The sequence below is a fragment of the Halomonas sp. LMYGS-3 genome, from assembly GCF_059509875.1.
On sequence record NZ_JCAKFQ010000008.1, the window covers coordinates 17,941 to 39,202 of the forward strand.

Below are 21,262 nucleotides of genomic sequence, written 5' to 3' on the forward strand. Positions count from 1 at the left end.
ATCCAGACGTGAAGAGGAGGCTGTCATGAAACGACTCATCGTAGGGCTTCTGGCGTTGGCCCTTGGGCTCGTGTCGCATCACGCGCTCGCCCAACGTCAGTTCCTGACCATCGGCACCGCCAGCGTGGTGGGCATCTACTACCCCGTCGGCGGGGCGACATCCCAGATCATCAACCAGGCCGATATCGGCCTGCGGGCCACGGTCGAGGCCACCGGAGGCTCGGCCTTCAATGTCCGCGCCCTGGCGGCCGGTGAGCTGGACCTGGCCCTGGCCCAGTCCGATGTGGTGTTCCAGGCCTATGAAGGCCAGGCCGGTTTCGAGGGCGAGGCCGTGGATCGGCTGCGCACCGTGATGGGGCTGCATGCCGAGCCGCTGCATCTGGTCTGCGCCCGTGACGCGGGGGTGAGCAGTGTGCGCGATATCGTCGGCAAGCGCGTCAACATCGGCAATCCCGGGTCCGGTATCCGCTTCACCGTGGAGCAGGCCCTGGAGGCACTGGATATCAGCCTCGACGATTTCGAGGCCCAGAGCCTGACCGCCCCCGAGGGGGTCGATTTCCTGCGTGACGGCCGGGTCGATTGCTTCTTCTACACCATCGGCATCGGCGGGGCGGCGCTGCTGGATATCAGCACGTCCCAGGACGTGGTCTTCGTGCCCATGGATGAGCCCGAGTTCGAGAGCCTGGTGGACGAGTTTCCCTACTTCGCCTTCACCGAGGTGCCGGCCGGCACCTATCGGGGCCAGGACGAGGCCGTCACCCTGTTCGGGGTGAAGGCGCTGTTCGTGACCACCACCGATCTCGACGAGGAGGTGGTCTACAACATCACCAGCACGATCCTCGACAACCTGGAGGACTTCACCCGGATCCACCCGGCGCTCAACCACCTGACCGAGGAGGACTTCCTGAGCGGGCTCGGGGCCCCGCTGCATCCCGGCGCCGAGCGCGCCTTTCAGGAGGCCGGGCTGCTCTGAGATCGATCGCGTCGGGCTTGGCCAGGGGGCGCTCGTGCGCCTCCCTGGCCTATCTGACGGCTTCTGCCGGGAGGCGCCATCATGGCCGAACACGATCCGCGCCAGGAGGCCGCCTCGTCATCCGGGGACGCGCGGCAGTTCGATGCCGAGGCGGCGCGCCGGGCGCGGCAACTGGTCGAGGAGTTCGAGACCGGAGCCAGGGTGCCCAGCGGTCTCCTGCTGTGGGCGATCGTCGGTCTGGCGCTGGCCTGGTCGCTGTTCCAGCTGGGGGTGGCCAGCGTGCTGGCGGTCGACGTGGTCATCCAGCGGGCGATCCATGTGTGCTTCGGCATCACCCTGGCCTTCCTGGTGTTTCCCGCCGTTCGCGGCCGCAAGGGACCCTCCCCGTTCCAGCGGATCGTGCTCGGCGTCATCAGCCTGGGAGTGGGGGCGACCACGGTGATGCTGGTGGCCGAGGTCACTCCCCTGGCATTACCGGGCTGGTTGGCGATCGGGGTCGGGGGGCTGCTCTGCGCGGCGGTGCTGGCGACCCTGCGCCTCGATCAGGTCCATCGGGTGCCCTGGTTCGACCTGCTGTTTGCCCTGCTGGCGGGGCTGGGCGCGCTCTACCTGGTATTCGACTACCATGGCCTGCAGATGCGGCAGGGCCTGGCGCTGCCCCGCGAGATCTGGATCGGCCTGCTGTTCATGCTGCTGCTGCTGGAGGCGACGCGGCGCAGTCTGGGACCGGCGCTGGCGGTGATCGCGGGGATCTTCTTTCTCTATCAACTGGTGGGGCCACGCGGCGCCGTTCCCTGGCTGGCCGGCTGGGTGCCCGATCTGCTGGCCCATCGCGGTGCCAGCCTGCAGCGCGCCATCAGCCAGCAGTACGTGACCACCGAGGGCATCTTCGGCGTACCGGTGGGGGTGTCCACCGCCTTCGTCTTCCTGTTCGTGCTGTTCGGCTCGATGCTCGACAAGGCCGGGGCCGGCAAGTACTTCATCGACGTCGCCAACTCCTTCCTCGGCCACCTGCGCGGAGGGCCGGCCAAGGCCGCGGTGGTCGCCTCGGGGATGACCGGGATGGTGTCGGGCTCGTCGCTGGCCAATGTGGTGACCACCGGCACCTTCACCATTCCGCTGATGAAACGCACCGGCTACCCCGCCTACAAGGCCGCGGCCTGCGAGGTGGCGGTGTCGACCAACGGCCAGCTGATGCCGCCGGTGATGGGGGCGGCGGCCTTCATCATCGCCGAGTTCGTCGGCGTGCCCTATATCGAGGTGGTCCGGGCGGCGGTGATCCCGGCCTTCGTGGCCTACTTCGCGCTCTTCTACATCATGCACCTGGAGGCGCTGAAGCTGGGCCTGCACGGCATCCCGCGGGACGAACTGCCACCGCGGCTCAAGACCTTCATCGGCGGGATCCACTTCCTGATCCCGGTGGCGGTGCTGGTCTACTACCTGGTAATCGTGCGGCGCACCCCTGGCTATGCGGTGATGGTGGCGATCCTGGCGCTGGCGGTGCTGATGCTGGTGCAGGAGCCTGTCAAGGCCTTCCTGCAGGGGCGCCCGCTGCTGCCGGCGCTATGGCACGGCGTGGTCACGTTGTTCCACGGCCTGATCGCCGGGGCGCGCAACATGGTGGGTATCGCCGTGGCGGTGGCGGCCGCCGGCATCATCGTCGGCTCGGTCAGCCAGACCGGGGTGGGGCTGCGCCTGACCGAGATCATCCAGATCATCAGCGCGGCCATGGCCGGCGGCATCGGCCTGATCACCCTGCCGGTGGTGGAGTTCCTCGGCGGCGACGTGGGGCGCTTCGACACCACCACCCAGTTCGTCATCGTGCTGCTGATCACCGCGGTGGCCAGCCTGATCCTCGGGCTGGGGCTGCCCACCACCGCCAACTACGTGGTCATGGCGACTCTCACCGCGCCGGTGATCTACAATCTGGGCAACGAGTTCGGCTTCGCCATTCCGCTGCTTGCCGCGCACCTGTTCGTGTTCTTCTTCGGCATCCTGGCCGACGACACCCCGCCGGTGGGGCTGGCCGCCTACGCCGCCGCCGGTATTGCCCGCAGCAACCCGATCCGCACCGGGGTACAGGGCTTCGTCTACGACATGCGCACTGCGATCCTGCCGTTCATGTTCATCTTCAACACCCAACTGTTGCAGATCGACGTGGAGGGCTGGTTCCACATCCTGCACATCTTCGCCAGCGCCCTGGTGGGCATGCTGGCCTTCGCGGCGGGGGTGCAGGGCTTCGTGCGCATCCGTACCCTGATCCCCGAGCGGCTGGTGCTGCTGGGCGTCGCCTTCATGCTGATCCAGCCCAACTGGTTCACCGACATTCTCGGCGTCAGCCTCTACGCCCTGGTCTATCTGTCCCAGTGGGCCCGGTTGCGGCATCGAGCGGGTGCGGCGCGATGAGCGGGAGGTGCCAGTGACGCGTCAAGCAGGCATGGCGGTGATGATCGGGCTCGTGGCGGGACTGCTGCTGGCCTTGATGGCGCTGGGGGGAGGCTACTGGATGATGTTCCAGATGCCGGGGGTTTCCTACCAGGGTACGCCTCCTCCGCTGGACGACGAGGGACAGGCCCTGCGTGAGCGCCTCCGGGAGCATGTCCGGGTGCTGGCCGACGAGATCGGCGAGCGACACTACTGGCGCCCTGAAGCGCTTCACGCCGCGGCCGATGCCATCGAGCGGGCCTTCCGCGAGGCGGGTCACGAGCCGGTCCGGCACCCCGTGCCGACCCGGGGGCGGGTCTTCGACAATATCGAGGTGCGCCTGCCGGGCAGCGGGGCGACGGACGAGATCCTGGTCATCGGTGCCCACTACGACACCGTGCGCGGCACCCCCGGCGCCGACGACAACGCCTCGGGCGTGGCCGTGCTGATCGAGCTGGCGCGGCTGCTGCGCGAGGCCGGCCTCGAGCGAAGCCTGCATCTGGTCGCCTTCGTCAACGAGGAGGCCCCCTTCTTCGGCAGTGACGCCATGGGCAGCCTGAGGTATGCGCGCGAGGCCCGGGCGCGGGGCGACGACATCGTCGGCATGATCTCGCTGGAGATGCTGGGCTACTACGTCGACGAGCCGGGCAGTCAGCGCCATCCGCCGCTGCTGGGCCATTTCTATCCCGACCGGGGGGACTTCGTGGCCTTCGTCGGCAACCTGGCGTCGCGGCGGCTGGTGCACCAGGCCATCGGCGCCTTCCGCGAGGATGCCGAGATCCCTTCGGAGGGGCTGGCCGCGCCGGAGTTGCTCGGCGACATCCGCCGCTCCGATCACTGGGCCTTCTGGGAGATGGGCTATCCGGCGATCATGCTCACCGATACCGCCAACTTCCGGAACCCTGGCTACCACGGCCCCCACGACACCCACGACCGCTTGGACTATGAGGCCATGGCGCGACTGACGTCCGCGCTGGCCAGGGCCGTGGAGAGCATGGCGCGACGCGGAGCCGGCGGTGAGCGTTGAATGCTCCAGCCTCGCCGCCTGGCCATCTCGCCTACTGTGACATCATCGGACATGGTGCAGGCCAGGGCAGGCGTCAGCGGTGAGGCGGCGACGTGATGAAGGGTGTCGTACTGGCGTTCAGCGTTCTGTTGTTCGTGGCGATGGTCGTCGTCGCCCTGTGGCCGACGACCGGCGGGCGATCGCAGGACCCGCCGGTGGCCCGCGGTGAGCTCGACCCGGCGGTCCTGGAGGGGCGGCACGGCGCCCTGGTGGACCAGGTGGTGTTCACCCGGGAGGCGGACGTGGGTCGGGTCACCGGGCTGATCGAGGCCGGTTCCCATCAGGTCTTCACCCAGGGCATCTCCAGCACCACGGTGTTCCATCGCCTGCGCGACTCGCTGCATACCGCCTATGACCTCTCCTACGGCACCGCCAGCGAACTGACCCTCAACCCGGCCGGCCCGGAGCTGGCCACCGGTGAGCTCAATCCCTTCCATGTGCCGGCCATCCGCGAGGCACTCAATCGACTGGTCGACCGCCGGCATATCGCCGAGGAGATCTTCGGTGGCCTCGCCGTTCCCCGCTACCTGCCGCTCTCCACCGCCTTTCCCGACTATGCGCGCCTGGCCGACGAGGCCCGTGAGCTGGAACTGCGCTACCGCCATGATCCCGAGGCCGCACGCGAGGTGATTCACCGTGAGATGGAGTCCCTGGGGGCACGCTTCGCCGAGGGCCAATGGTGGTACCGGGACGCGCCCGTGCGCCTGATCGCGCTGATCCGTACCGAGGACGAGCGGCGCCGGATCGGCGACTACGTCGCCAACCTGATGGAGGACCTCGGCTTCGCCGTCGAGCGGCACTATCGGACCGCGGAGGAGGCCTCGCGACTGTGGATCGCCAGCGACCCGCGGGCCGGTCACTGGCATCTCTACACCGGCAGTTGGATCACCATCGCGATCCTGCGCGACCAGGCGGATGTCTTCAGCTTCTACTACACCCCGCGGGGGCGTGCCGAGCCGCTGTGGCAGGCTTACCGGCCGGTTCCCGAGTTCGACGAACTGGCCGACCGCCTGGAGCGGCGCGACTACCGTACCTGGGTGGAGCGTCAGGCGATGATGACCCGAGCCCTCGAGCTCGCCATGGAGGATTCGGTGCGGGTCTGGCTGGTGGATCAGCTCAATGCCTCGGCCCGTGCCGCCAACGTCGAGGTCGCCGTGGACCTGGCCGGTGGTCTGTCGGGCTCGGCGCTATGGCCCTACACCCTGCGCTACACCGATCGGGTGGGCGGGCAGATGGTGTTCGGCACCCCCAACCTGCTGACCGAACCGTGGAATCTCGTGGCGGGCAGTAACTGGATCGCCGACCGGATGATCATGCGGGCGACCCAGGATCCGGTGCTGATCCCCGACCCCTTCACCGGGCTTTACCTGCCCCAGCGCCTCGAGGGCGCCGAGGTGACCGTGGAGGAGGGCGTGCCGGTCGGTCGCACCCTCGACTGGCTGAGCGTGGAGAGCGCCGAGGAGATCGTCGTTCCCGAGGCGGCCTGGATCGATTGGGACAGCGAGGCCGGTCGCTTCGTCACCGCCGGCGAAAAGCACCCCGAGGGGATCACCGCGCGCACCCGGGTGCGGGTGGCGTACGAGGAGGCGCTGTTCGAGCGGCGCTGGCACGACGGCACGACACTGTCGCTGGCCGATTTCATCCTGCCGTGGATCCTGACCTTCGAGCGTGCCGACGAGGGGAGCCGGCTGTTCGACGTCGCCCATCTCCCCACCTTCGAGGCCTTCCAGCGGCACTTCCGCGGCTGGCACATCGTCTCCCGCGACCCGCTGGTCGTCGAGATCTACAGCGACCAGATCTACCCCGATGCCGAAACCATCGTGGCGTCCCGGGCGCCGGTGCCGATACCCTGGCATACCCTGGCGCTGGGTATCCTGGCCGAGGGCAGCGACGAGCTGGCGTTCTCGTCGAACAAGGCCGACCGCCTGCGGGTGGACTGGATGAGCCTGGTGGCGGGGCCCAGCGTACCGATCCTGGAGCGCCATCTGCACCGGGCACGCGAGCGCGGCACCCGGCTCTATCCGGGGGCGCTCGCAGAGCTGCTCGACGAGGAGGAGATCGCCGCGCGCTACCGGGCCCTCGCCGACTGGCATGCCGAACGCGGCCACTTCTGGGTCGGTAATGGCCCCTTCGAGCTGCACTCGGTCCACCCGGTGGAGGGCAGTGTGGTGCTGCGCCGCTTCGCGGAGTTCCCCGACCCGGCCGACAAATGGCTGCGCTTCTCCCGCCCGGAGATCCCCGAGCTCGACCTCGATGGCCCCCTGGTGGTGGAGGTCGGGGAGAGCGTCGAGTTTCTCCTTGCCGTCACCTTCGACGGCGAGCCGTACGCCGCCGAGGGTATCGAACAGGTGCAGTTCCTGCTCTTCGACGGCCGCGGCGAACTCGCCCGTCGCGGGGAGGCCGAGGCACTCGGCGATGGTCGGTGGCGCATGACGCTGTCGTCGGAGACGGTGGCGGCCCTGGGGGCCGGCGCCAACAGCCTGGAACTGGCCGTGACCAGCCGCCGGGTGGCGCTGCCGGTCTTCGCCTCGCACGTCTTCGCCACGGTACCGGTCGGCGGCCGGGAGGGGGCACCATGAGCGATTCACGCCGCACGCCACTGCGCCGGGGCCTGTGGCGCGATCTGCGCCACCTGCTGGTGTATGCCGTCAAGCGCCTGCTGGCGCTGCTGCTCACCGTGCTGGTCGGGGTCTATCTGACCATCGTCATCGCCAACATGGGCGGTCAGGTGGATGAGCTGCGGCTGGTGCAGATCCGCAGCGAGGCCGCCGAGGCGGTGCGCGCCGACCCCGCCTTCCAGGACCTGCCCAGCGAGGAGCGCAACGAGCTGATCGAGCGCCGGGTCACCCTGGAGGTGGAGCGGCTGCGCCTGGACCAGCCCTTCGTGGTGCGCAGCGTCGACTACCTGCAGCGCGCCATGCGCCTGGACCTGGGGCGTGCCGAACAGATGCACAGCGACCGCGGCTCGCGGGAGGTCTACGCCATCATCGTCGAGCGGCTGCCGGCGACCCTGCTGCTGTTCGGCAGCGCCAACCTGCTGGTGTTCTTCACCTCGGTGTTCGTGGCGCTGTCGCTGTCGCGTCGCTACGGCAGCGCGCTCGACCGCAGCGTGATCGCCCTGGCGCCGACCTCGGCGGCCCCGGGCTGGTTCTACGGCATCTTCCTGATCCTGGTGTTCGCCTTCGTGATGCCGCTGCTGCCCGCCGGTGGCATGGTCACCGCACCGCCCCCCGAGGGGCGCTGGGCGTATGCCGCCAGCGTGCTGCGTCATATGCTGCTGCCGCTCACGGCGATGTTCCTGTCGTCGATCTTCGTCTCGATCTACTCCTGGCGCACCTTCTTCCTGATCCACTCCAGCGAGGACTACGTGGAGATGGCGAGGGCCAAGGGGCTGCCGTCACACCTGATCGAGCGGCGCTATATCCTGCGTCCGACCCTGTCGCCGATCGTCACCAGCTTCCTGCTGATGCTGATCGGCCTGTGGAGTGGCGCCATCATCCTCGAGCAGGTGTTCAACTGGCCGGGGCTGGGGTCGCTGCTGTTCCAGGCCATCGGCTTCCGCGACACCCCGGTGATCATCGGGGCGGTGGTGATCTTCGCCTATCTGCTGGCGGCAACGGTGTTCCTGCTGGACATCCTCTACGCGCTGCTGGACCCGCGCGTGCGCATCGAGGGGGATCGGCGATGAACGGCGGACGGTGGCGCGACGGCTGGCGGCAACTGCGCCGGTACCCCTCGGCGCTGGTGGGCCTGGCGATCATCGCCGCGCTGGTGGGGCTGTCGCTCTACACCGTGATCGCCATCCCCTACCCCGAGGCGCTGGACAAGTGGCGCGGCGGCGAGCACTGGCAGCTGCACCCGGTCAACGCCGCCCCGGGGTGGCTCGACCGGCTGAGCGGCGAACGCCAGGCGCGCACCCTGATCGTCGGCAGCGATGGCGCCGAGGTGGAGGAGGCGCCCTTCGAAGGCGGGCGTCGCCTGCGCATTCCGCTCGCCTTCGACTACGACTTCGACGGCTTTCCGAGCGAGATCAACCTGTTCCTGCGCGCCGAGGGGCACGAACAACGCCCCTTCGCGCGCTTGCTGTGGCAGGCGCCCGACGGTCGCGAGATCTCGCTGGGCGGGCATCGCATCGGTCGCGAGGAGCGGGTCTCGATCTCTCAGGACCGTGCCCTGGAGCGCCGGCTGGGCGGGCGGGTGCCGCATATCGGGCTGCTCGCCGAGCCCGACGGCAAGGCCACGCCGCGGGTCCAGCCGGGACGCCATACGCTGCTGCTGGATGCCGTGGTGTTCGATGACCGGGCCGGCATCGACGCCGAACTGGTGCTCTACGGCCGGGTTCACGGCATCGCCGGCACCGATCATCAGCGGCGCGACCTCAGCCTGGCGCTGCTGTGGGGCACGCCGGTGGCGCTGGCCTTCGGCCTGCTGGCGGCGGTGGGCACCACCCTCACCACCCTGGTCATCGCCGCGATAGGGGTCTGGTATCGCGGCTGGATCGACGCCACCATCCAGCGCCTCACCGAGGTCAACATGATCCTGCCGATCCTGCCGATCCTGGTGATGGTCGGCACCCTCTACTCCACCAGCATCTGGTTGATGCTCGGAGTGGTGGTGGTGCTGGGGATCTTCAGCGCCGGCATCAAGATGTACCGGGCGATGCTGCTGCCGATCCGCGAGGCGCCCTATATCGAGGCGGCCCAGGCCTACGGCGCGGGCAACCTGCGCATCGTGATGCGCTACATGATCCCGCGCATCCTGCCGGTACTGATCCCCACCTTCGTCACCCTGATCCCCACCTTCGTGTTCCTGGAGGCGTCGCTGGCGGTACTGGGGCTCGGCGACCCGGTGCTGCCCACCTGGGGCAAGGTGCTCAACGACGCCCAGTCCCAGAGCGCGCTCTACAACGGCTACTACTACTGGGTGGTGTCGCCGGCGGTGCTGCTGATGCTCACCGGCCTGGGCTTCGCGATGCTCGGCTTCGCCCTGGACCGGGTCTTCAACCCGCGATTGAGGAGCCTGTGATGAACGACTCGACCCTGCTGCGCGTCGCTGACCTGCAACTCCACTACCAGACTCGCCAGGGCGTGGTGCACGCGGTGGACGGTGTCGACCTCGAGGTGCGGCGCCACGAGGCGTTGGTGGTGCTGGGCGAGTCGGGCTGCGGCAAGAGCTCGCTGGCCAGGCTGCTGATGCGGGTGCTGCCGCGCAATGTGCAGCACACCGGGGGACGGGTCATGCTGGGCGAGACCGAGGTGACGGCGCTCTCCGACGAGCGCTTCCGGCGTGAGGTGCAGTGGTCGCGCATGGCGCTGGTGATGCAGGCCTCGATGAATGCGCTGAACCCGGTGGTGCGGGTGGGCGAGCAGGTCGCCGAGCCGTTGCGGGTGCTGCGGCGCTGGTCGCGGGCGCGGGCGATGGAGCGGGTCGCGGAGGTCTTCACCCTGGTCGGGGTGTCCACCGACTTCCTGGCGCGCTACCCCTTCGAGCTCTCCGGGGGCATGCGCCAGCGCGCGGTGCTGGCCATGGCGCTGGTCGCCGAGCCGGAACTGGTCATCCTCGACGAGCCCACCTCGGCGCTGGACGTGCTGACCCAGGCGAGCATCATGAATGCCCTCAAGCGGGTCAAGCAGGAGCAGGGCACCAGCTTCATCCTGATCACCCATGACGTGGCGACTTCCAGCGAACTCGCCGATCGGGTGGCGCTGATGTACGCCGGTCAACTGGTGGAGGTGGCCGACGCCGATGCCTTCTTCAGCCGGCCGGCCCACCCCTACTCGCAGATGCTGATGGCCAGCGTGCCGCGGCTGCGCCAGCGCAGCCGGCCCGAGTCGATCCCCGGCCAACCGCCCAGCCTGTTCGAGCCGCCGAGCGGCTGCCGCTTCGCCGGGCGCTGCCCACATCGCTTCTCCCGCTGCGCCCGGGACCCCGCATCGATCCTCCTCGGCGAGCGGCACCGTGTACGCTGCTGGCTGTACGACGATCCTCGACCAGGAGGCGCGTGATGACGGCATCCCCGAGCATTTTCCACCGGGAGTCCGACGCGACACCGCTGCTCGCGGCCAGCGACCTGCATACCTGGTTCGAGCTGCGCCGGTGGGGCTTCCTGCGCGCGGGGACGGTGCGCGCCGTGGACGGGGTGAACTTCGCGCTCGGCCACGGCGAGGCGGTGGCCTTCGTCGGCGAGAGCGGCTGCGGCAAGAGCTCGCTGGCCCGCACCCTCCTCGGCCTGCATCGGCCCACCCGGGGCGAGGTGCGTTTCGACGGTCGCTCGCTGGGCGACCTCGATGGCGCCGAGCTCAAGGCCTACCGCGCCAGGGTGGGCTACGTACAGCAGGACCCCTACGGTGCGCTGCCGCCCTTTCTGGACGTGCGGCGGATTCTCGCCGAGCCGCTGATCGTGCATGGGGTCAAGGGGCGCGATGAGCGCGAGCGGCGCGTCCAGGCGGCGCTGGAAGAGGTGCGGTTGTCACCCGCCGACGAGTACCTCGGCAAGTTTCCGCATATGCTCAGCGGTGGGCAGCAACAGCGGGTGGTGATCGCCCGGGCGCTGATCCTCGAACCCGCCATGATCATCGCCGACGAGCCGGTCTCGATGCTCGACGCCTCGGTGCGCATCGAGGTCCTCGACCTGCTGCGCGGCATCCAGGCCAGGCGCGAACTGACCCTGGTGTTCATCACCCACGACCTCTCCACCGTGCGCCACTTCGCCGAACGCATCTTCGTGATGTACGCCGGGCGGGTAGTGGAGAGCGCCGCCGTGGACGAGCTGCTCGAGCATCCCCAGCACCCCTACACCCAGGCACTGCTCGCGGCGATCGCCGACCCCGACGCGGCCAACGCCACCCGCCAGCGCGAGGTGCCCGGCGGCGAACCGCCGAGCCTGATGCATCCGCCCGCAGGCTGCCGCTTCCACCCGCGCTGCCCCCACGCCATGGCCGGCCTGTGCGACCGCGACGAGCCCCCCGACTTCGCGCCGCGGCGTCACCACCTCTCGGCCTGCTGGCTGCACCGGTGACCCGGTGGGAGGCCGTCAGGGCCCGAGTTCCACCCGCAGCGGCTGGCGCTCGGCCTCCCAGCGTCCGGCATCCAGGGTGTTGCCCTCGGCGTCCTGCACCAGGTAGCTGCGGTGGCCGTGATGACGCAGGGCGCGGCTCAGCCGCTCGAGGCCCGGGGCGTCGTCGGCGCTGACCAGGCCGATCCGGGTGCCCGGCAGCGTCCACATCCGGGCATGGCCGGCCCGTTCCAGGGCGCGAGGCGGGGGCGGCAGCGCCTGCCTCTCCAGCCAGTCGGCCACCGCGGTGGTGGACCCGATGACGAGCAGGGGAGCGTCGCCGGGTCGGTCGTCCGTGGTCGTCTCCGCCTCGCGGCCGAGTATCCGCCGGTCCGGGGCAAGCGGGGCCCCGTCCAGCACCAGCAGCCGGGTCGCCGGGTCCAGGGTCAGGCCGCGCAGGATGGCGGGTGGCTCGCTCAGGCGGCGCAGCAGGTGGTGGTCGGGGTCGACGCTCAGGGCCGTCGGCGCCCGGTCGCTCCCGAGCGAGAAGGTCGTGCGGTGAGCGTCGAGGCGGACCGTGGCTTGGATCGGCTCGCCCGCGGTCTCGATCACCACGGGCACCTCGAGCGGCCAGGGGGCGTGCTCGCCGTGCTGGGCCAGCGCGCCGCCGACCCGAAAGCCGGCCTCGCTTGCGTCCAGCGCCACCTCGTGGAGGGTCAGCTCCGGCCGTCCCGGGCGGGTCAGCCAGGCGCTGAAGAAGTCCGTCAGGTCGTCGTCGGCCGTCGCCTCGAATGCCGCCTGGAGATCCCGCCAGGCGGCGGTACGGAACATCATGGCATCGGCGAGGCGACGCAGCCCCGCATCGAAGGCGTCGTCGCCGATCTGTCGGCGCAGCATGTGGAAGACCATGGCGCCATGCTGGTAGCCGATCAGTCGTCCCACCGGGTCCTGGCCGCCGCGAAAGCTCGCCAGGGAGCGCTCCTCGGCCGCCGGCAGCGACGCGAGGTCGGCCAGCCAGCGCCGCCGGGTCTCGTGTGCCTCGCCGCGCGCCTCGTCCAGGGCATAGTCGGCCAGGTAGGTGGTCAAGGCCTCGGACCAGTTGCCGCCGTCATGATCGACGCCCACCCCGGCGCCCCACCAGGCGTGCATCAGCTCGTGGGCCAGCGAGGTGTGGGGGATGAAGGGCAGCGGGATGACCCGCTCGCCGAGCAGGGTGAAGCCGGGGAAGGCGAGCCCCACCGGTTCGGGGAAGGCGGCGAGGGTGAAGCTCTCGAACGGATAGCGGCCGAGCCGCCGCTGGAAACGCGCCAGGTGGCGTGCCGTGTGCGCCAGGTAGGTGTCGGCGAAACGCTCGTCCAGGGCGGCGGGGAAGAGGGTGCGCAGCCGAATGCCCTCGGCCTCACGCTCCCGCGACCGCCACGGCCCGACGGCGATCTCGACATCGCGGGTGTACGGGTGCGCATACCGCGAGGTCACGCCTGCGCCGTCCTCGCGCTCCTCGACCAGCGAGCCGATGGCCACCGCGCGCTGGCCGTGGGGCAGGTGGATCGTCAGCGCGAGCGGGCCCGGTGGTGGGGCCTCGACCCGCGGGTACCAGCCGCCGCGGGTCGGCAGCAGGCTGCCCGCCGGCGACACGCGCAGCCGGGTATCGTCGGAACGCGCCGGCAGGGTGCCGCGCCAGTGGATGGTCACGGCCCCGGCTTCATGGGGGGAGGTCTCCTCGGGTGAGGGCGGCAACCGGTAGTGTCCCGGCGCCGGCCGGGCCACGGCGACGGGGCGACCGCCGCGCTCCACCCGCGTCACTTCGAGGCCGTCCAGCAGGTGGAAGTCGTTGCCCGAACGCAACGCCAGTTGCATCTCGCCGCGCAGCTCGCGACTGGTCGGGTCCAGCCACAGCGCCAGCGTGCGGGCCGTCTCGTCGGCCGTGGCGCTGCCCCAGGCCATTGCCAGCAGGGCGAGGGCGAGGCAGCCGGGACGGGGTCGCCGTCGGCGAGACGCCGAGGTCATGGCGAGGTGACGGGGAAGCGGGCGAGGATTTCCCGCACCCGGCCGTCACGCTGGATCTCCAGCGGCAGCAGGGTGCCCGGCACCATGCGCTGCATCACCCCGGTGAGGTTCCCCGGAGCGGCCATGGGGTGGCCGGCGGCCCGCACGATGACATCACCCTCTTGCAGGCCGGCCTCGGCGGCCACGGAGTCCGGCCCGACGCCCTGAATCGCCACGCCGTCGGCGTGAGCGCCGATCAGCACGCCGAGGCGCAGTGCCTCGGGTGGCTCGTGGGGCGATTCGTCCCCCAGCAGGTAGTAGGCATCGGCCAGGCCGGGCGCGGGCGAGTCGCAATCGCCGCTCCGTGTGATCGGCAGCAGGCTACGGTGGTCATCCACGCCCAGGTCGTCGAGCTGATGCGGCACGCCGTGGCCATGGGTGAGGTGGCCCTGGCCGATCAGGCCCACTACCAGGGTGTCGTCGGCGACGGCTTCGGCCAGGGCGGTAGCCATGGCCCGGTCCCAGACCTGCTGGGCGTCGATGAAACGGGCCAGGTCGCCGTCGCCGGGGTGCCGGTCATGGATCTCGGCCAGGGCGTCGCGGTAGGCCTCGGGTGCCGCCACCGGTGGCGTGATGCCGAAGCGCTGCTCCTCGGGGACGGCGCTCCAGCCCTCTTCCACCAGTCGCCGGCGCAGCTCGGGCGTGACGTTCAGCGCCAGCAGCGGGATCCGCTGCATGCGGGCGAAATGCAGGATCGGGAAGTAGAGCGTGGGGTCGAAGCCCCAGGCGTCATGCCACCGGCTGGCCTCGATGAAGCCGGCCTCGTCCAGTTCACCCGCTACCCAGGCATCCAGGGCCGGTTGGGCGTCGCGGGGCAGCATCTCCAGTCCGATCGTCAGGTGCGGTCGATGGGCATGCAGGCCGGCCAGGGTGTGAAGTTGCCAGCGGTGGTGCGCCAGGCGATCGTGCTGCTCGCCGAGCAGCACCACGTCATGCTCGGCCAGCTTGGCCATCAGCGCATCCGGGGCAATGGACTCGCCGCCATCCAGGTACCACTGGCCCGTCGCGGGGCACGCCTCGGCGTTCGCCGACAGCGGCAGGACGAGCCAGGCCATGGCGAACGGGACGGGCAGGACGAAGCGTCGGGCGCGGGAAAATCGCGGCATGTCATCTCCTGGCGGGGGGTGGTGAACCTTCGAGGGCGGGACTTGTTACCTTACCCCAGACGAAAAGAGGCCGCGATCGAGCCGATCACGGCCATGGTGGGAAGCCGGGTTGCCAGCCCCGGACACGCTCGAGCCCTGGCCTCAGCGATGTCGGCTTATCTGTCCATGCGGCACCTCGGCCATCAGGCGCTCGAATTCGCTGCCGCTCATGTGAACCAGGGTCTCGTGGTCGCCGGCCTCGAAATAGATGTCCGGCTGATGGCGTAGTATGTCGTCGATGTAGACCTGCAGACCATAGGCCTGGCCCACCGGCGTCGTGGCGCCCGGGTCGCAATCGTTGAAGCGACTCGTCACCTCATCTTCCGAGGCGAGGGTGACCTTCTCGTGGAACAGCTGCGAGAGCTTGTCGAGATCCGCTTCGCAGTCGCTCGGGACCACGGCGACATGGTAGCCGGAATCGCCGTGCAACATGACGGCCTTGGCCAGTTGGCTACCGGCGACATGGGCCTGCTGGGCGATGCGGCTGGTCGTGACTTCGCGCGGGTGAGTGACCTCCTCGAAGTCGATATCACAGGCCCGGAGGTACTCGCGAATCGTCATTGGCATGGCCATGACACTTTCTCCTTCGGCCTCGAGGGCCGAAAACGACTCAATGGTAGATGCCTCCCTTCGCGTTGAGCTCCACTCCCCAATCATAGTCAAGCCCAATCATAGTCAAGCATAGTTCCGATGTACCGCGGTGGCATCAGCTCATGGCGTTGCCTGGCCCGGATATCGCGCCGGTCGAGTGGGCCATACTCGGGCCGCCTCGAAGGCGCTATCATCGGCCGATGGGACCTCGGGGGAGACGACGATGCGACCAGCGATACGACGACCACTCGCCTGGCCTCGGTGGGGGCTGCTCGCGGGCTGCCTGGCGCTCGCGGCCTGCGGCGACGATGACGGGCTCGTCGAGGTGCCGCTGCCCGTACTGGCGACGAACCCCGAGGCCCACGACGGCAAGCGGGTGGCGACCCAGGGAGTCGTGCGCCATTTCGAGGACCCCCTGCATTACTGGATCGAGGACGAGGACCTGCATCGGGTCGAGATCTTTCCTCACGAGGAGATCGCGCCCCACCTGGGCGAGGCGGTGCGGGTGGAGGGGCGTTTCCGCTTCTCGACCAGCGAGGGGCGACGGCTGACGCTGGACAGCGTCGAGCCGTTGGGCACCATCGGGCCAGCGGACAGCGGCGAGTGATCGGACGGCCAGGGAGGCGGCGCGTGCAGGGTAGAGCGGTCATGGCTCGGCTGGGGGCGACCCCGCGGTTGCCGGCGGGGCAGGGGCGGATCGAGGCGATCGACCTGGCCCGCGGCGTGGCCATCGCGCTGATGATCCTGAGCCATGCGGTCAGCGGACTGCTGGGCATCCGTGAGGTGCCCGACTGGGGCATGGTGCCGATCCACCTGCTCACCAAGTTCTCTTCGTCGCTGTTCATCACGGTCTTCGGCATCGCCCTGGCGGTGGCCTTCCTGCCGAAGACCGAGGCCCCGGACTGGCCGCGTCGGCGCCTCAAGCTGATGCTGCGCGGGCTCGAGGTGCTGTTCTGGTACAAGGCGCTCACCGTCGTCGAGATGCTGCCGCTCTACTCGGCACGGGACATCCTCGACACGCTCCTCTACCAGCGCTTCCCGATCTGGGTCGAGATCCTCGGCTTCTATGCCATCGCGCTGCTGTGGCTGCCCTGGGTCCTGCCGCTGTGGCGGCGACTGCCACTCTGGGCGCGATTGGCGGGCCCGCTGGCGATCGCCTTGTTGTCGGGCTGGCTGGAGCGGCACTTCGCGTTCTGGGGCATCGGCCCGCTCAAGGCGATCCTGGTCGAGGATGCGGGCCACTACGCCTGGGGCCAGCTCTCGCGGCTGCCGCTGGTGATGGTCGGGCTGCTGATCGGCGAGGCCGTGCTGCGCGGCTACTGGCAACCAGCGGCGCGCCGCCGGCTGGTGCTGGGGCTGGCGGGTGTCGGGGCGGCAATGCTGCTGGGCTTCGTGGCGGTGTCGCTGCCCGGGCTCGACGAGGCGCTGGTGGCGGTGGCCTGGAACGTCGGCAAGCACCCGCCGGAGCTCCCCTTCATGCTGTTCAGCCTCGGCGGCGCCCTGGTGATCCTGGCGCTCTGCCTGCTCGGTGGCGAGCGCGGGGCCGCCTGGCTGCGGCCGATCACCACCATCGGCTCCGATGCGCTGATGGCCTTCATCTTCCATATCGTGGTGATCTTCCTGATCCTGCGCTTCCTGCTCGAGGCCTGGCAGGTCTACACCTATCCGCAGGTGCTGGGTATCGGCCTGGCACTGATCCTGGCCACCGCTGGCTGGATCGCCTTGATCGGCTGGATCCGGGAGCGACGCTGATGCGTGCGCTGGCCCTGGGGCTCGCCCTGCTGGTGCTGCCGTTCCCGGCCCTGGCCGAATCCGCGTGGGCGGCACGACTCGAGGCGAAGCTGGCAGCTCTCGAGGCCGGGTTCGACGGCGAGCTGGGGGTCGTCGTGCGGCCGCTGGGCAGCGACGAGCGCTTCGGCTGGCGGGCCGACGAATCCTGGTACCTGGCGTCGCTGATCAAGGTGCCGGTGGCCATCGAGCTGATGGCACGGGTCGAAGCGGGCGAGAGGGCGCTGGACGAGCGACTGGTGCTGCGCGAGAGCGATTACGTGGACGGTGCCGGGCCCACCAACTGGGCGCCCCCCGGGGCCGAGCTGACGCTGCACGGCCTGCTCGAGGCGATGCTCACCGTGAGCGACAACACCGCCAGCGACATGCTGATCGGCCTGCTGGGGCTCGAGGCGGTCAATCGGCGTGCCGCCGCCATGACGGGGGAGGGCGGCCTCGGGCCCATCACTACCCTGCTGGAGGTGCGCCGCCAGGTCTACGGGCGGCTGCATCCGGCGGCACGGGCCCTGGGCGGCATGGACTTCATCGAACTGCGCAAGATCGACGACGACGCGGCACGCCTCGACTGGCTGACCGAGCGCCTGGGGGTTTCCCGCGAGGCGCTGCAGCTGCCCTCCCTGGATGCCGCCTTCGATGGTTACTATGCCACAGAGCTCAACAGTGGCCGGCTCGATGCCTTCGCCGAACTGCTCGCCGTGCTGGGCGAGGGCAGGGCATTGGGGCCGGCGGCCACCGGCCGGCTGCTGGCGATGATGGAGCGGACCACCAGCGGCGAGGCGCGCCTCAAGGCCGGCCTCGGTGCGGGGATGCGCTTCGCCCACAAGACCGGTACCCAGCAGCGGCGCAGCTGCGATGCCGGTATCGCCATCCACGGGGAGGGCGCCGCCACCCGGCGAGCCGTGATCGTCGCCTGTACGCGGGGCGAGGCGGATGTCGCACGCTCCGAGCGGTTGCTGGCCGCGATCGGCCGGGCGATCCGCGAGGTCGGATTGCCATAGCCCAGGGGACTGTCTTAGCCAAAGGTATGAGTCGTTCGGGCGGCATTGTCATTGACAGCCTTCCGGGGACGGCCTAGGCTCAGCAATGAGTGTTACCGGTAACATCGCTCGTGCCCACAGCCAGCCGATGCCGGTACTCGACGATCAAACAAGACGCTTGCCACAGCGCAGGATCCAACAACGTACAAACAGCCTTGGAGATACACGCCATGACAGCCATCTGGCGCAGCACGCTCACCCTGGCCGGCGCGGCCACCCTGTCCCTGGGCATTGCCCAGGCCCAGACACCGGACCTCTCGGACCCGCCCGCCATCGAGGGCGAGACCATCGCCGACCACGGTAGCCACACCATCCGCATGGGCATCGGCCTGGCCGAGAGCTCACCGCAGTACCTCTCCAGCCAGTACTTCGCCGATATCCTCGAGCAGCGCACGGAGGGTCGCCTCACCGTCAACATCTTCCCCAACAGCCAGCTGGGCGACGATGTGCAGATGATGGAGATGCTCCAGACCGGTACCCTGGACATGACCTATCCCTCCTCGTCGCCGGCTACGACCTATGTGTCGGAACTCGCGGCCTTCGACCTGCCGTTCCTGTTGCCGACCCGCGAGGCGGCCGTCGCGGTGATGAACAGTGATGTCGCCCAGTCCATGCTCGACGCCTTCGACGGCACGGGCATCAAGGCGTTGACCTTTTCCGAGAACGGCTACCGCCAGCTCTCCAACAGTGCCCGCCCGGTCGAGTCGCCGGAAGACGTCGCCGGCCTCGATGTGAGCGGCCTGACCATCCGTACCATGGAGAACCCGGTGCACCTCGCGATCTGGCAGACGCTCGGTGCCAACCCCACGCCGATGGCCTTCGGCGAGCTGTTCTCGGCCATGGAGCAGGGCGTGGTCGACGGTCAGGAGAACCCCTGGAGCACCATCCTCACCTCCAACTTCCATGAGGTGCAGGACTACGGTTCCGAGACTCGCCACGTCTATACGCCCTTCATCATGATGATGTCCGAACGCACCTGGGACCGCCTCGCGCCGGAATACCAGGAACTGGTGGAGGAGGCGGCCCGCCGGTCTGCCGAATACGAGATCCAGCTGGCCACCGAGTATGACGACTGGTCGCGCGAGCAGCTCGAGGAGCGTGGCATGCAGATCACTCGCCTGAACGACGAGCAGATCGCCGCCTTCCAGGAGGCCGTGCAACCGGTCTATGACGAGTGGGCACCGCGCATCGGCGAAGACCTGATCGCCGAGATCCAGGCCATCGTCGCAGAGACCACCAACGACTGATTCTTCCCTCCCTATCTACTGACTGGGCAGCGGCAGGGGGCATCGCCCCCTTGCCCTGTCGCAGGAGCGCTGCATGTCAACGTCCACTCCTCCGCCCGTCGATCCCGGCGTGTTTCTCGACGACCCCAACCGCGCGCCCCTCGAACTCGACATCGAGGCGCGCAAGGGGCCGGCGATCTTCCGCTGGCTGACCGTGATCATGGAACAGCTGATCGCCGCCATCCTGGTCGCCCTCATCGTCTCGGTGTCGGCCAACGTCATCGGCCGCTCGCTGCTGAACCGCTCGCTGCCCTGGGCCGACGAACTGGCGCGCATGTTGTTCATCTGGCTGATCTTCCTCGGGGCCGCGGCGGCCTTCGCCCGCTTCGAACACATCGCGGTGGACTTCCTGGTGCGCAAGCTCCAGCCGCGCGGGGCCTATCTGCTCTACATGCTCCAGCACCTGATCATCACCGTGCTGATGGGCATCATCGTCTGGGGCGGCTACCTGGTGATGTCGCGCTCCACCGGGCGCACCGCCATCCTCGGCGTGCCCTGGAACCTGATCAACGTCTCGCTGGTGCTCTGCGCCGCCTTCATCGCCGCGGTGGCGCTGTGGCGTGCCTGGCAGTGCGTGCGGCTGATACACGATCCATCAGCGCCTGTACGACGCGGAGGGGTCTGAGCCATGTTGTGGATCTTCCTGGGTATCCTGTTCGCCTCCATCGCCATCGGCCTGCCGATCGCCTTCGGTCTCGGCGTCGCGGCGGTGGTCATGGCGGTGATGTCCGACATCCCGCTGTCGATCCTGATCGAGCAGTCGATCCGCGGGGTCAACAACTTCCCGCTGCTGGCGATTCCGTTCTTCATCCTGGTCGGGGAGGTGATGAGTGCCGGCGGCATCGCCCGACGGTTGATGGACCTGGCCGGGGCGCTGGTCGGCTTCATCCGCGGTGGCCTGGGCCAGGTGGCGATCACCGGCTCGATGTTCTTCGGGGGCATCAGCGGCTCGGCGGTGGCCGACACCGCCGCCACCGGGGCGATGATGATCCCCTCGATGAAGCAGCAGGGCTATTCCGCCCCGCATGCTACCGCCATCAACACGGTGTCGTCGGTGATCGGCATCATCATCCCGCCGTCGATCCCGCTGATCCTGTTCGGCATTGTCACCGAGACCTCGATCAGCCGCCTGTTCATCGCCGGCATCGTGCCGGGGCTGCTGATCGGCTTCGGCCTGATGGTCACCACCTTCATCATGGCCAGCATCGAGCACGCCGGGCAGACGCGCAAGTTCCGCCTCGACCTGCTGTGGCAGGCCTTCAAGTCGGCCTGGCTGGCCCTGGTGCTGCCGGTGATCGTGGTCGGTGGCATCATCGGCGGGGTCTTCACCGCCACCGAGGCGGCGGTGGCGGCGCTGCTCTACTCGTTGGCCATCTCGCTGGTGGTCTACCGCGAATTCCACGTCCGCGACCTGTGGGGGATGCTGATCCGCACCGCGCGGCTGACCGGCATGGTGCTGCTGCTGCTGGCCTTCGCCACCGTGATCGCCTGGTTCCTGACCATCAACATGGTGCCCCAGACCCTGGTGCGCCAGGTGCAGGCGATCACCCAGGAGCCCTTCTGGCTGCTGATGATCGTCGCCGGCCTGCTGCTGCTGGTGGGCTTCGTGATGGACCTGACCCCGGCCATGGTGATCATGGCGCCGATGCTGACGCCGATCGTCACCTCGGTGGGTGTCGACCCGGCCTACTTCGGCGTGCTGATGGCCTTCATCCTCGGCATCGGCCTGCTGACCCCGCCGGTGGGTACCTGCCTCTATGTCGGCTGCGGGGTGGGCAAGGTCTCGATGGAGGCGCTGGTGCGGGCGATGCTGCCCTACTATGCGGCGCTGCTGGTGGTACTGGTGGTGCTGATCGCCTTCCCGGGCCTGGTCACCTGGCTGCCCGATCTCACCGCCGTCCGTGGAAACTGA

The 21,262-nt window shown here is 69.1% G+C and carries 17 protein-coding genes; 14 read left to right on the forward strand and 3 right to left on the reverse strand.

The genetic code is table 11. The features are described from left to right. Positions 1 to 25 precede the first annotated feature (25 nt). From AC5W54_RS09450 to AC5W54_RS09485, 8 genes are all read left to right on the forward strand, one after another. A complete protein-coding gene (locus AC5W54_RS09450; protein WP_495961828.1) occupies positions 26 to 973 on the forward strand; it encodes a TAXI family TRAP transporter solute-binding subunit in 948 nt (315 codons plus the stop codon). Between the two features lie 81 nt (positions 974 to 1,054). Then, positions 1,055 to 3,379, forward strand: coding sequence for a TRAP transporter permease (locus AC5W54_RS09455; RefSeq protein ID WP_495961829.1), 2,325 nt, complete (start codon positions 1,055 to 1,057; stop codon positions 3,377 to 3,379). A 13-nt stretch (positions 3,380 to 3,392) separates the two neighbouring features. Continuing rightward, positions 3,393 to 4,424, forward strand: coding sequence for a M20/M25/M40 family metallo-hydrolase (locus AC5W54_RS09460; protein ID WP_495961830.1), 1,032 nt, complete (start codon positions 3,393 to 3,395; stop codon positions 4,422 to 4,424). 95 nt (positions 4,425 to 4,519) lie between these two features. Continuing rightward, on the forward strand, positions 4,520 to 7,042 hold the full coding sequence (locus AC5W54_RS09465) for an ABC transporter substrate-binding protein (RefSeq protein WP_495961831.1): 2,523 nt from the start codon (positions 4,520 to 4,522) through the stop codon (positions 7,040 to 7,042). Continuing rightward, positions 7,039 to 8,151 (forward strand): ABC transporter permease, encoded by a 1,113-nt coding sequence (locus AC5W54_RS09470; protein ID WP_495961832.1) that lies wholly within the window; start codon positions 7,039 to 7,041, stop codon positions 8,149 to 8,151. Before AC5W54_RS09465 ends, AC5W54_RS09470 begins: the two co-directional genes overlap by 4 nt. Next, a complete protein-coding gene (locus AC5W54_RS09475; protein WP_495961833.1) occupies positions 8,148 to 9,488 on the forward strand; it encodes an ABC transporter permease in 1,341 nt (446 codons plus the stop codon). Before AC5W54_RS09470 ends, AC5W54_RS09475 begins: the two co-directional genes overlap by 4 nt. Further along, complete coding sequence (locus tag AC5W54_RS09480) at positions 9,488 to 10,468, forward strand: ABC transporter ATP-binding protein (RefSeq protein ID WP_495961834.1); 981 nt, start codon at positions 9,488 to 9,490, stop codon at positions 10,466 to 10,468. Before AC5W54_RS09475 ends, AC5W54_RS09480 begins: the two co-directional genes overlap by 1 nt. Beyond that, positions 10,468 to 11,481, forward strand: coding sequence for an ABC transporter ATP-binding protein (locus AC5W54_RS09485; RefSeq protein ID WP_495961835.1), 1,014 nt, complete (start codon positions 10,468 to 10,470; stop codon positions 11,479 to 11,481). Before AC5W54_RS09480 ends, AC5W54_RS09485 begins: the two co-directional genes overlap by 1 nt. A gap of 15 nt (positions 11,482 to 11,496) precedes the next feature. On the opposite strand, the gene AC5W54_RS09490 is transcribed toward AC5W54_RS09485, so the two are convergent. The 3 genes from AC5W54_RS09490 to AC5W54_RS09500 all read right to left on the reverse strand — a co-directional run bounded on the left by AC5W54_RS09490 (position 11,497) and on the right by AC5W54_RS09500 (position 15,221). Beyond that, positions 11,497 to 13,464 carry a M1 family metallopeptidase gene (locus AC5W54_RS09490; RefSeq protein WP_495961836.1) on the reverse strand — a complete coding sequence of 656 codons (1,968 nt, stop codon included), beginning with the start codon at positions 13,462 to 13,464 and terminating at the stop codon, positions 11,497 to 11,499. Then, entirely contained in the window at positions 13,461 to 14,609 is a 1,149-nt protein-coding gene (locus AC5W54_RS09495) for a ChaN family lipoprotein (protein ID WP_495961837.1), read from the reverse strand. Before AC5W54_RS09495 ends, AC5W54_RS09490 begins: the two co-directional genes overlap by 4 nt. Positions 14,610 to 14,750: 141 nt before the next feature. After that, complete coding sequence (locus AC5W54_RS09500; protein ID WP_495961838.1) at positions 14,751 to 15,221, reverse strand: aminoacyl-tRNA deacylase; 471 nt, start codon at positions 15,219 to 15,221, stop codon at positions 14,751 to 14,753. A 241-nt stretch (positions 15,222 to 15,462) separates the two neighbouring features. Between AC5W54_RS09500 and AC5W54_RS09505 the strand changes: the two genes are divergently transcribed. From AC5W54_RS09505 to AC5W54_RS09530, 6 genes are all read left to right on the forward strand, one after another. Next, the gene (locus AC5W54_RS09505) at positions 15,463 to 15,846 is read left to right on the forward strand and encodes a hypothetical protein (RefSeq protein ID WP_495961839.1); all 384 of its coding nucleotides are present in this window, start codon (positions 15,463 to 15,465) and stop codon (positions 15,844 to 15,846) included. A 41-nt stretch (positions 15,847 to 15,887) separates the two neighbouring features. Then, complete coding sequence (locus tag AC5W54_RS09510; protein ID WP_495962001.1) at positions 15,888 to 16,991, forward strand: acyltransferase family protein; 1,104 nt, start codon at positions 15,888 to 15,890, stop codon at positions 16,989 to 16,991. Next, positions 16,991 to 18,025 carry a serine hydrolase gene (locus tag AC5W54_RS09515; RefSeq protein WP_495961840.1) on the forward strand — a complete coding sequence of 345 codons (1,035 nt, stop codon included), beginning with the start codon at positions 16,991 to 16,993 and terminating at the stop codon, positions 18,023 to 18,025. The genes AC5W54_RS09510 and AC5W54_RS09515 overlap by 1 nt, the downstream gene beginning before the upstream one ends. A 209-nt stretch (positions 18,026 to 18,234) precedes the next feature. After that, positions 18,235 to 19,311 (forward strand): TRAP transporter substrate-binding protein, encoded by a 1,077-nt coding sequence (locus AC5W54_RS09520; protein ID WP_495961841.1) that lies wholly within the window; start codon positions 18,235 to 18,237, stop codon positions 19,309 to 19,311. Positions 19,312 to 19,384: 73 nt separating this feature from the next. Next, entirely contained in the window at positions 19,385 to 19,975 is a 591-nt protein-coding gene (locus AC5W54_RS09525) for a TRAP transporter small permease (RefSeq protein ID WP_495961842.1), read from the forward strand. Between the two features lie 3 nt (positions 19,976 to 19,978). After that, the gene (locus tag AC5W54_RS09530; protein ID WP_495961843.1) at positions 19,979 to 21,262 is read left to right on the forward strand and encodes a TRAP transporter large permease; all 1,284 of its coding nucleotides are present in this window, start codon (positions 19,979 to 19,981) and stop codon (positions 21,260 to 21,262) included.